General features: G+C 42.2%; 8 protein-coding genes. 5 read left to right on the forward strand and 3 right to left on the reverse strand.

Going from position 1 to position 12,079, the window contains the following annotated elements:
• The coding region (locus tag JXA84_00510) for a PEP/pyruvate-binding domain-containing protein (GenBank protein MBN1149686.1) at positions 1-2,331 on the forward strand (2,331 nt) is incomplete at its 5' end.
• Between the two features lie 4 nt (positions 2,332-2,335).
• Positions 2,336-5,290, forward strand: coding sequence for a pyruvate, phosphate dikinase (locus JXA84_00515; GenBank protein MBN1149687.1), 2,955 nt, complete (start codon positions 2,336-2,338; stop codon positions 5,288-5,290).
• Between the two features lie 10 nt (positions 5,291-5,300).
• Here JXA84_00515 and JXA84_00520 read toward each other — a convergent pair whose 3' ends face one another.
• The gene (locus JXA84_00520; GenBank protein MBN1149688.1) at positions 5,301-6,212 is read right to left on the reverse strand and encodes a hypothetical protein; all 912 of its coding nucleotides are present in this window, start codon (positions 6,210-6,212) and stop codon (positions 5,301-5,303) included.
• Between the two features lie 73 nt (positions 6,213-6,285).
• Positions 6,286-6,612, reverse strand: a complete 327-nt coding sequence (locus JXA84_00525) for a hypothetical protein (protein ID MBN1149689.1) — start codon at positions 6,610-6,612, stop codon at positions 6,286-6,288.
• Between the two features lie 131 nt (positions 6,613-6,743).
• On the opposite strand from JXA84_00525, the gene JXA84_00530 reads away from it, so the two are divergent.
• Together JXA84_00530 and JXA84_00535 are read left to right on the forward strand one after the other, a co-directional pair.
• Positions 6,744-7,328, forward strand: a complete 585-nt coding sequence (locus JXA84_00530; GenBank protein ID MBN1149690.1) for an RNA polymerase sigma factor — start codon at positions 6,744-6,746, stop codon at positions 7,326-7,328.
• The gene (locus tag JXA84_00535) at positions 7,315-7,791 is read left to right on the forward strand and encodes a hypothetical protein (protein MBN1149691.1); all 477 of its coding nucleotides are present in this window, start codon (positions 7,315-7,317) and stop codon (positions 7,789-7,791) included. The genes JXA84_00530 and JXA84_00535 overlap by 14 nt, the downstream gene beginning before the upstream one ends.
• A 4-nt stretch (positions 7,792-7,795) precedes the next feature.
• Here JXA84_00535 and JXA84_00540 read toward each other — a convergent pair whose 3' ends face one another.
• The gene (locus JXA84_00540) at positions 7,796-11,605 is read right to left on the reverse strand and encodes an AAA family ATPase (GenBank protein MBN1149692.1); all 3,810 of its coding nucleotides are present in this window, start codon (positions 11,603-11,605) and stop codon (positions 7,796-7,798) included.
• A 121-nt stretch (positions 11,606-11,726) separates the two neighbouring features.
• Here JXA84_00540 and JXA84_00545 point away from each other — a divergent pair.
• Positions 11,727-12,079 (forward strand): DMT family protein (locus JXA84_00545; protein MBN1149693.1); only part of this gene is annotated, 353 nt, incomplete at its 3' end.

The following is a 12,079-nucleotide window of genomic DNA, read 5'->3' on the forward strand; positions in this document are numbered from 1 at the left end:
ATGTCACCAAAAAAACCGGAATGGCGAATAATTATTGATCTTCTCGAAGAAGCGAATCCCGCGCTCTACAAAAGACTCGGAAGAAGAATGATGAATTACCTTTTCAAAAAAAACATAACAAAGATAGAAAACATAGTTCTCAACATAGACAAATCCGTGACCATGTTCGATTTTGAGGAAAGCCTTGACGATAATCAGCCCCACCCGAGGATAAACACTCAGACTCTCGAAAAACTCATAGGCGAGGTGTTCAACATAGCAGAAGACGAGTTGGGCGAGCAGGAAATCACCGAAGTCATTAGGATGTGGATAAAGAACGAAAACGTCCATTTTCTCATGAAGTCAGCAGAAAAAAGAGACGTCGCCTTTGACGAGATTCACAAAGCGCTTTACACGTTTTCCAACCAGCCCCACTTAAAAGACGCACTGACGCAGGAAGACAGGCTTGGAGTCAGAGTCGCCCTGATAAGAAGATTTTTGAGCAACAACCTTTCATACATAAACACTCTAAAAGACCACATAACACTTGACGATTTCATAGACATCCTGAACAAGACCATAGGCCCATCAAAAGGAAACGGAAAACTCGGCGGTAAAGCCGCTGGAATGATACGGGCGAAACAGATACTAAAAAGCAAATCTGCTGAGTTACCTGTACTTTCAGAAATAAAAACGCCAAAAACATGGTTTGTCACTTCCGACGGAATTTTCGAATTTCTGCATTCCAACGCTCTGGAAGAATTTCAAAGGATCAAGTACCACGCACCCGTCGAAATAAGAAGAGAATACCCCTATATAGAACAAATCTTCAAAAACTCGATAATGCCTCTTGAGTTCATATCCATGCTTAGCGTCGCTCTCGATGACTTCGGCGATTCTCCGATAATAGTCCGATCATCAAGTTTGCTCGAAGACAGCCCTGAAGCCGCATTCGCGGGTAAATATAAAAGCCTTTTCGTTTCAAACCAGGGTACAAAAAAAGAACGGCTTGAAGCTCTGATAGACGCCATAGAAGAAGTTTACGCAAGCGTATTCAGCCCGGACGTTCTTGAATACAGGAGAGAAAACGGACTCCTGGATTTCAACGAAGAAATGGCTCTTATGATTCAGGAAGTTGTAGGGACAAAAGTTGGCAAATACTACCTTCCAGCTTTCGCCGGAGTCGCCTTCACCGACAACGAATTCAGATGGTCGCCGAGGATAAAAAAAGAAGACGGCATAATAAGGCTTGTCGCTGGTCTCGGTACAAGGGCTGTCGACAGGATAGGTGATGATTATCCGCTGCTTCTCTGCCCCGGCCAGCCAGGGCTAAAAGTGAATTCCACTCCCGAAGAGACGCTTCATTACTCGCAAAAGTGCGTGGACGTCATAAACCTCCAGACCAGAAAATTCGAATCCCTTCCTCTTAAGAAAATGATAGAGGAGATCGGTTATTCTCTTCCCGGACTCACCGACATTATTTCATTGTTTTCCGAAAACCAGCTCCACCAGGCGGTAGGGACGATGATAGACTTTTCGAAAGGTGAACCTGTCATAACATTCTCCAACCTCATCAAGAAGGGTAAATTCATCAACTACATAAAGACCATGCTCGACGTCTTGAAAAAATCGCTGGGGTACCCCGTTGACATTGAATTCGCCTACAACGCGGTAAACGAGAATTTTTACCTGCTCCAGTGCAGACCACAAAGTCATTCAAGAGAGACAATATCTGTTTCGATGCCCCGCGATATACAGGCGGAAAAGATACTTTTCACGGCGAAAAGATACGTCACAAACGGCCTGGTCAAAGACATCCGGTACATAGTTTTGGTTGATCCGTCGGCGTACGATTCTCTCGAAGAACTCAACGACCTGATCACAGTCGGAAAAATAATATCGGATCTCAACTCTGACCTTCCGAAAAAAAGTTTCATACTTGCAGGACCCGGAAGATGGGGGAGCAGAGGGGACATAAAACTCGGAGTCAGAGTGACATACAGCGACATAAACAACACGGCTATGCTCATTGAGATAGCCAAACAGAAAAAAGGCTACATGCCGGAACTCTCTTTCGGCACCCATTTTTTCCAAGACCTCGTAGAATCGCAGATTAAGTACCTCCCCCTTTACCCGGACGATGAAGACAGCGTCTTCAACAATGAATTTTTCTCACACTCAAAAAACACCCTTTCTTCTCTCGCCAAAATCCCTAAGGATAAAAAGAAACTTTTTGAAAGTGTGGTGAAAGTCATAGACCTTGAAGCCGAATCCCCGGGGATGAAGGCTGAAATAGTCATGGACGGAGACTCTTCATACGCAATCGCGTTTTTAAAAAACGACGATAAATAACTAGATGAAAAAAAACGAAATTGAACAATACGAAGAAAATCTAAGGATAACCTCTGACATAAACAGAGAGCTTTCCCCCTTCAAAACAAGAGAGATACTCGTAGTCGCGACCTTATACGACTCTTTTATAATAGAAGAGGAGGGTCTTCTGAGCGACATGCTCTTCGAAGAATATTTCAAGATAAGCCTCGCGGACGCGCCGAGGATAACTTCCGTCTATTCAAAGGACAGGGCTCTTTCTGCCCTCAGAGAGAAAATGTTCGACCTCGTCATACTGACAATGAGAATAGACGACTTTCAACCCTACGAAGCAAGCGTCTCAATAAGGGAAACAAACCCCGACCTTCCGATATTCCTTTTGCTAAACGACAATTCAGACATCAAAATCTTTGAGCAGTGGAAAGGAAAACCAAACGCTATAGACAAAGTTTTTATCTGGAACGGGGACGCTAAAATTTTCCTCGCCATGAGCAAATTTGTCGAAGACTCAAAAAACGTCGACACTGATACTTCGCTTGCTTCTGTCAGAGTCATACTGCTCGTCGAAGATTCACCGGTATACTACTCAAGGTATCTGCCTCTTTTGTACAGAGAGATAATTAAACAGACTCACCACCTTATCAAAGAGGAAAAGTTCGACGAAAAAAGAAAGATCACGAGGTACAAAACCCGTCCTAAAATACTCCTCGCCTCAACATTTGAACAAGCCCTTCAGATTTACGAAAAGTACAAACCATACGTCATGTGCCTTATCACCGACATGGCTTTCCCAAAAAATGGGGAAATTTCCGAAAGGTCAGGTATTGAACTCATCGAGAAATTAAAAACGTCAGACCCTGGTTTGATAACCCTCTTGCAATCCTCCGATCCCGGGGCAAAGACAAAAGCCCAAAATTTTCAGGTAGGTTTCATAGACAAGAACTCGGAAATACTCTCTTCTCAGGTCAGGGATTTCATTCAAAACACTCTCGGTTTCGGTCCTTTTTTGTTTAAAAACGAAAACGGCGAAATTATAGAAATCGCTAACAACCTCGAAGAATTCGAGGAAAAGATAGAAAAAATACCAGAAGAATCGGTTTTGTATCACTTCGAGAGAAATGATTTCGCAACCTGGTTTTCTGCAAGAGGAGAATTCAAAATTGCAGAGAGCCTCAAAAAACTCCCAGTAGAGAATTTTGAGAGCTCAAAAGAGATAAAATTTCACCTCAGCAACCTGACTAAACTCGTCGAATACAAAAGAGCGAAGGGAAAAATAATCAATTTCGACGACAAATACCTCACCGAGGGAGACAGTATCTTAAGGCTTTGCGCGGGATCTTTGGGAGGTAAAGCAAGAGGCATAGCTTTTATAAACTCCCTTCTGCAAAACAGCGCCCTTGAGAATTCGGTCCCAGGGGCGAGTATTAAAATTCCCAAAACTTACGTCATTGGCACCGATTCATTCGACAGGTTCATCGAAGATAACGGACTTCTTGAATTCGCCATAAGAGAGCGCGACCATCAGAAAATAAAACAGAAATTTCTGTCCTGCTCCCTGCCTGCCGACCTGGAAAAGAAAGCGAGAATCCTCTTGCAGAAAGTGGTTCAACCCCTCGCCGTCAGATCCACCGCCGTATTTGAAGATTCGATATCGCATCCTTTCTCAGGCATCTATGAGACCTACATAATACCCAATTCAAACTACAACTTTGAAAAGAGGTTCAAGCAGTTCACAGACGCCGTCAAACTCGTGTACGCCTCTGTGTATTCGCAAGTAGCCAAGACCTATTTTGAATCCATTGGCTACAGCATAGAAGAGGAGAAAATGGCGGTCGTAGTCCAAAAACTCATTGGAAATAGCGTGAACGGAAGTTTTTATCCCTCCTTTTCGGGGGTCGCCCAATCATACAACTACTACCCGATTTCCTACATCAAACCCGAAGAAGGCATAGCTGTTTTGGCTCTTGGACTTGGAACATACGTGGTTGATGGAGACAGAGCTTTCAGGTTTTGTCCAAATCATCCGAAAATTGATTTCTACACACCTGAAGATCTGTTGAAAAATTCTCAGACCTACTTCTGGGCTCTCGACATGAATAAAAATGAAATCGACCTCTCTCAGGGAGAGGAAATCACACTCGTCAAATCGAACCTCGACAGAGCTGAAATGGACGGTCGACTGAAAGACATAGCATCGGTATGGGATTGGCAGAATAACAGGTTTTCCAGCCACCTGGGTACAGAGGGTCCAAGGGTGATCAATTTCGCAAACATAATAAAGTACGGATCCTTTCCACTCGCTGATATACTCCAAAAACTTCTGAATGTATTCAATACGGCGCTGGGGACCCCCGTGGAAATCGAATTCGCAGTAGAACTCGGAAAAAGACCCGTGTTTTACATTCTCCAGCTAAAGCCTTTCATAAGAAGCTCCGGCGAGGGAGACATTAATTTTTCAGAAATCGAAGGGAAGGAAATTTTCATTTTGACCAATCAGTCTCTCGGCAACGGCAAGGTAGAGGGAATAAGGGACATGATCTGCGTGATTCCCGAAAGGTTCGATAAAATGTCAACTCCGAAAATCGCCGAAGAAATCGAATGTTTCAACCAGAAACTGAAAACATCCAAAAAACATTACCTGCTCGTAGGTCCCGGCAGATGGGGAACGAGCGACAGACTGCTCGGCATACCGGTCAAGTGGAATCAGATATCCGCCGCCAAAACGATAGTAGAATACGGTATGGAGGGTTTTCAGATAGACCCTTCTCTCGGGTCGCATTTTTTCCACAACATCACCAGCCTGAACATAGGTTACCTGACTATCCCTTTTAGAAGTGAAAAAGACTTCATAGACTGGCAATTTCTCGAAAAAGGCAGGAAAGTTGAAGAAAAAAACTACACAGCTCACATTGAATTCGAAGACCATTTAAAAGTGCTGATGGACGGAAGGCAAGGCAGGGCCTCGGTTTACTTCGACTGAAGAGTTCGTCCTACCGGGTTTTGACAAGAGAAAAATTTTCAACGATTCTTTTACTTATGAAACCTTTTATTTTCCAAAAAGAAAAGGTCTTCCTCTGAAAAAGAGAGTTTTCATGCCATACCCCTTTTTCATCCAGGCATCCCTTTTTCCCGCCTTCGAGGGACTGGAAAAGTTCGAAACTCCTTTTAAAAAACAGGAACTTTTTATTCAGGCTCAGTTTCACGCCCAAAAGCGACTCATCAAAAATAAATTTTTCCACTTTTTCTTCGTCCAAAGTAATGTTTACAATCAGAGCGGATGATCCTGGTATCTTTTTTATTTCGCTTTTTTCAAAAAACAGCCTTAATGTCTGTGAATTGCTGTGGTGGATAAAGTCCATTTTGTCGGGTATTAGAGTCTCCCTGCCGTACCTTCTTTTTTTTGCCCACACAGAATAAAGAGTTAGGGTCGAATGTTTTTCAAGTTGAAACCTGTAATAGTTTTCAACCATCCTTATTTTCGATTTTTTCGTCAGGTTGATGATGATGTTCTCAATATCGTCCCAAATTTCTTTCCCGATTAAGTATGAACCTATTACCGAGACAAGGGATTCTATTGAAAGAAGGTCTTCGGGCTTGAAAAGAGCGAAGAACAGTACTATCAACAAGCCGAGAATAAGGCCGAAAAAGTTGCCGAACCTCTCTGTTATCTCTCCATACGCCGATCTCTGCTTTGCGAGTATGTCGTTGACGTATTCTTCATAGGGAGAAAAAACAAAATCCTTTGAAGAAATTTCTCTCGAGAAAGGATACAGGACGAGGTGGCATTCGACCGAGCTGAGTTTTTTCATGTCTTCTATTTTGTCTATCAAGATTTCGTAGTCCCCTTTTTTCAGGGAGACCACACTCACCGAATTCTCGAATTTTCTTATCCCTTCTTTCACTGCAGAGAAATTTTACCAGATATGCAAAAAAAAACCGGGGTTTTTATCCCCCGGTCAAGCAGCAGGTGGGAGGTCATTTTTTCTTTCTTGAGAGTATCTTTGCTACCGTGAAATATAAAATCATGCTGAACCCGCTCATGCCGAGCATCATTGCAGTGACAGCCGTCCCTCTGGTCTCGGCAGGAAACAAAAACCCCAGCAGCAAAGCCGCGGCGAGAGATATGAGAATCATCGCCCACATCAAAACCACGTTCTGAGGACCATTTTTCGACAAATTGTTGAGGTCGAAGTTGCTTTCTCCTTTTTCTATGAGCCTCTTTTTTATCTGATAATCCGTACCGAGTTTCACTATGCCGTAAACAGTCAGGAAAAATGCGGACATCGGTAAAAAATCTTCCATTTAAGCCTCCTTTTAACCAAATAGACAGACAAAATCGCCTAAATGTTGCAAAATTTTACGCCAAGTTCTCATGACTCCCAAAAAAATAATTGCAACAATTCTGATTTTTTTTTGTCTGATATAATCAAAGCATGGGAGAAACAAATGAAAAGGAAATTGTCCGGAAAATAATATCCGGAGACCAGGATGCTCTCGCTTCTTTCATAGACTCCTACAAAAAACTCGTTTTTCACGTAGCGGGAAAACTCATAGACGATCGGGACGACCTCGAAGACGCCTGCCAGGACATATTCATAAAGATACACGGCGGTCTCGGCAGTTTCGACCACAAGTGCAAACTCTCTACATGGATAGCAAAAATTTCTTATAACCATGCCTGCAACTTCATAAAAAAAAGAAAAAAGACGACAAATTTCAGCGTTCTATCCCAAAAATCTTCCGGCAATGAAGACTTTCTTTTAGACATTGAAAACGACAAACCTTTCATGAAAAATGACCTCGGAGATTCTCAGATACTCGAAAGGTGTCTGGATAAACTCGACCCTGTCAAAAGAGAGATGGTCTACCTCTACCATTTGGAGAATTTTTCATACGAAGAAATATCTTCTTGTCTTTCCATGCCCATGGGAACAGTTAAAAACCACCTCTTTAGGGCTCGAAAAATATTGAAAAATATGTTATTGAAATACAAGGAGAAGGTAAATGAAGCATCTTGACGAGATTTCAATCCAAACATTTTTGGAAAATGGCGGAAAAGATCTGCCTATAAAAGAACATCTCGACCAATGCGAAGAATGCAGAAGGTTAGTGAAAGAATACGAACTTCTCTTTCAGAGTCTACTCCTGACGGACAAAAAGGATAAACTCCCTCTTGAGTTCACCCAAAAATGCATCTTGGCAATTGAATCCAAAAAAGCGTTTTCAAGAAGAATCAGAATTTTCTTCTATTCTTTGTCCGCTTTACTGGTTTTGGCTTTATCGTCTCTATACGCACTTTTATTTTTAAACTACACAACTTTTTTCAAACCTTTTTGCCAATTTTTCTCCAGATTTCCACAAAATTTCTCTTTTGTCGGCAACATCCGTTCGGGCAGTTTTTCTTCAATTGTTTTTCTTATACTCCTGACTGTTTTATTCTCTGATATTTTCCTCAGAGGTCGAATCTGGAAACTACGGTAGAATTTCAAGAAACCAGCTCTTCGTATTTTTCAAGATAGCTTAGCTGTTTGAACTCTTTCGAATCCCCTTCAATGACCTTTTTATAATAAGCCGCCGCTCTTGATTTGGCAGTTTGATCTCCTTTGACCTTCCAGATTGCGTAGTGAATCTCGGCTGTCAGATCATCATCGCGATATTTACCGATCATTTCATAAAGATATGCCGCCGCCTTTTCCTTTTCTTCCGTCTCTGAAAGGTACAGAGCGTGGTTCAGCTCGTGTTTGAACATCATAAAATCGTTTTTAATCTTTTTCGACAACTCATATAGTTCGTTGTTGATTTCCACCGCTTCGTCGAATTTTTTTGTCAAAATTTTCAGGTAGAATTTTATATCGAGGGTCTGACCCAGAATATGATCCTTTCCGGACAGCTTTGCCATGCCGGCGGCTTTTTCTATGTATTCAAGAGCTTGTTCATACATGCCTTTTCTCCTCTTGATGTCGCATAAATTTATCAAACAAAATATCTGCATTACTATATCGCCTATTTCAACGGCCATTTCATAAGCCTTCTCGAGCATACCAAGTGCTTCGTCCAGTTTTTTTCTGCTCATCAATATTAGCGCAATGTTGTTAAGCGTTATAAGAAGCCCTTGCCTTTCCTGCAACTTTTCGTGAATCTTCAGTGCTTTGTGGTAATAAAAAAGCGCTTTGTCTAAATCCAGTTTTATTTCCATGTAGGATAAACCGAGATTTCCGTAGAGTATACCCTTCGCAGATTCGCTGCCTATCTTTTCGGCTAGCTCGACAGCCTTTTCCAGATAATCAAAAACCTTTTCAAAACCCAACTGCCTCCCGAAAAATACTGCGTTTCTGCTGTAGCTCTTCGCAAGCAAATTCAAATTTTCATTTGTTTGAGAGATTTCGCACAACTTACGCGCCTCTTCGAGTGCTTTTTTCGCCCAGGGGTATCCCTCCTCTTCTAAATTCAGATAATGGTGGTACATGGCTATACTTTCAAGGGTCTCTATGAGGGTGACAGGGTTTTCAGTGTATCGAATAATTTTTTTTAAAATCTCATGCGTTTTTTTTATTTCCCCGATGTCTCCAGTCTCCAGATATACATCGAATATGATGTTTATCAGCGCGCAATACTGCTCGCTGAAGGGTTTCACATGTTCAAGGGTTTTTTTGGCCAGTTCAAGTGATTTTTTGTATTCCGGTATCTTTGAAAGCAGTCTAATCCATTTTATTCTGTTTTCCGTTTTTTCAACACCCGACAAATAACCGTCCAGCGTCCGGGCGTAATGGAGTGAATCCTCTTTCAAACCCATTTTTCTGGCGTAATCAAAGGCTGTTTTACCAGTCTTGACGATTTTTTCCGAGTTTTCGGCTTTTTCCCAATGGGATAATAGTTCTCTGTAATGGCAGGTCAAATCCTTGGAATATATCCGCTCTATTATCTGAGCCGCGAAAGAGTGCAGTTTTCTCAGTTTTCCTTTGAGCATCATGTGGTAAACAGAATCTCTTATGAGGACGTGTTTGAACATGTATCTGATTTTTTCAAGTTTTATCCATATAAGCTCGTTTTCCCCTGATCTGAGATCTTTGTTTATCCTCTTTTTGCCGAGCATTTCTGTCAAAACTTCGACTGCGAATTCTTTTCCGAGCACCGAAGCGTTTCTGACCGTCTCTTTGAAGTCTTCGGCGAGCCTGTCGAACCTCGCCGTTATCACCGAATTTATATCCGCGGGTATTTCCTCTGTCTGTCCGATGACGTTCATATTTTCATCCAGCAACTTATTTTCCAGAAAATACAGGCAGAACTGCTCCAGGAAGAAAGGGTTACCTCCAGTTTTTGCGTGGAAGTATTCAACGGTTTCTACGGGTATGCTTTTCCTCTGGAGCTTTATCTTCAGCATTCTCTCAGTGAGATCGAGCTTGAAATTTTCAAGCTTCAACCTCCTGATGTCACAAAACTGTATTTCTGTCTCAAAAGGTTTTCCGTCGTCTTTCAACCTGCTAGTAAAAAAGAAGACAAACGGATAATTTTCCACGTTTCTCGACAAGATTTTTATCAATTCGACAGAATCCTTGTCCGCGCAGTGAAAGTCGTCGACGACGAGAACTATCGGTTTTATTAGGGAAAGCGCTTTGATAAAAGCTTTGAAGGCGTATGAAAAATTTTCGATTATCTGTTCCGGTTTTAAACCGGAAAATTCGAGGCTCTCATTTTCAGTCGCAATGTAATGGATTAAATACGCTTTTCCCAGTAACAGCTCTTTTTTCAACGTTCTGTCCTTCAATTTAAGGAACAGTTCCTGTATGACCTTTTCCAGATCCCCGATATTTTTGGAAACATAATTCCTTAGAAATTCGACGAAGGGAAAAAGGCTTTCGCGTTCAGCGGATTCAAAAGGCAGATTTACCGTTACAAAATTGTTTTCCACATGCTTTTCGCATAAAACATCCGACAGAAGTTGACTTTTCCCCGTTCCAGGCTCTCCGTCAATAAAAACCGCCCCGCCATTCATCTTGTACGTCAAAACTTTCTCAAGCGCGTCCAGCAGTATTTTCTTTTCATTTTCTCTGCCTATCGTGTCGAATGCCCTCGTTCGGTCATCCCGCTTATCTTTTAAACTTTGGGCGAGAAAAATTTCCACCTTATCTTTTATTCCCTTTAAACTCTGTTTTCCCAGGGATTTGACGATCAACCTTCCCCTGAGCGTCGACAAAAAGTCTTTGTCGACAAGAATCTGTCCTTTTTCCGCTTTTTGGGCGAGTCTCGCCGAAAGGTTTACGCATCTGCCCATGACGGTGTACTCGCAGGCTAAGTATGAACCGATCAACCCGGCGTAAACTGTTCCTCTTGCAATGCCTGTAGCCGAAGCGTCACTGTCCTTTGTATTAATGTCTTTGGAGTATCTGAATGCCATCTCCGCCGGCTTTTCTACAGCGGTGGGAGCACCAAAAACCGCCATGACGACAGAACCTTTGTCCCCTACAACGGCTTTGTTGAGAAAACCGCCGTATTTAACGGCAATTTTCTCCGCATAAGCGACTTTTCGGGAAAAATTTTCCACCCCCTCGAAGGAAGTGAAGCAGACCGAGACTTCCCTGAATTCTCCCATTTCTCTTTTTTCCAAAATGTTTGAAGGGATAAAAACTTTCTGAGTTTTGAAATAATCCCTTTCCCAGGGCTTTATTAAGGGCTTTGCTCTTGATTCTGCCGAGAAAGCTTTTTTTGAAAGATGCCTGAAGGTAAAATTTCCTCTATCAGGTAAATCGGTTTTTACATCAGGGGAGACTTTGATTTCGTATCCCATGCACCTTTTCAAAAGGTCCGCGGTCTCGTAAAAAGGTTTTCCCGAAAAATAATAGGTATGTCTTTTTCCGCATTTGACTATATTAAGCTCGGCTATACCCATGGACAGAGCTGTTTTGGGTGAAAAGACGAATTTGCCGAATTTCGTTTTGACCGGGTTTATACGATTGAACTCTTCTGTTATTTCATACGCGGCTGAAAGAGCTCTCGATGAACACCTTTTTAGACCTCTTTTAGCCTCGAAAATAGCGTAAAATGCGTCCCCGGCGAAGACGATTACTTGTCCATGGCGTCTTTCCACTATATCAATGGCGGGTGTGAAAACCGCGTTGATGATTTGGGAGAGAATTTCAGCTCCTTCTCTGCCGTTTCCCGTTAGTTCCTCTGTTACACGAGTGAACCCTGTGATGTCGAGGAAAATAATCGTTCCTTTAATGCTTTCATGGAACTTTTTTTCCTTGAAAAACTTCACTACTTTTTGAGGGAGATAACGCCTATTTGTCACTCTCATCAGGTGTTCCTTTTTCGGTTATTATGAATTTTACCAAAACAGTTCTCACAGCGCATCTCTGATAAAACACCTTTTCAAAAAGAGCTTTTTATTATATTTTTCGAGCTAAAAGGAAACTGGCATGAAACTATATTTTTTAACCGTAGTTCTTCTTGTCTGCAGCAACGTCTTCATGACGTTCGCGTGGTACGCTCATCTTAAAAACCTTTCGGACAGACCCTGGATAATCGCTTCGCTGGCGAGCTGGGGAATTGCTTTTTTCGAATACATGATCCAAGTCCCCGCCAACAGAATCGGACATCATGCGATGAACATAGGACAGCTAAAAATTCTCCAGGAAGTCATAACACTTTTTGTCTTTCTGCCGTTCGCGGTTTTCTACATGAAGGAGAAACCCGGTTTGGACTATCTCTGGGCTGGAATCTGTCTTCTCGGCGCGGTTTTTTTTCTTTTCAGGAAGACGATTTTCGGTTA

It is taken from the genome of candidate division WOR-3 bacterium (assembly GCA_016926475.1).
Classification (GTDB): Bacteria; SDB-A; SDB-A; order SDB-A; family SDB-A; genus JAFGIG01.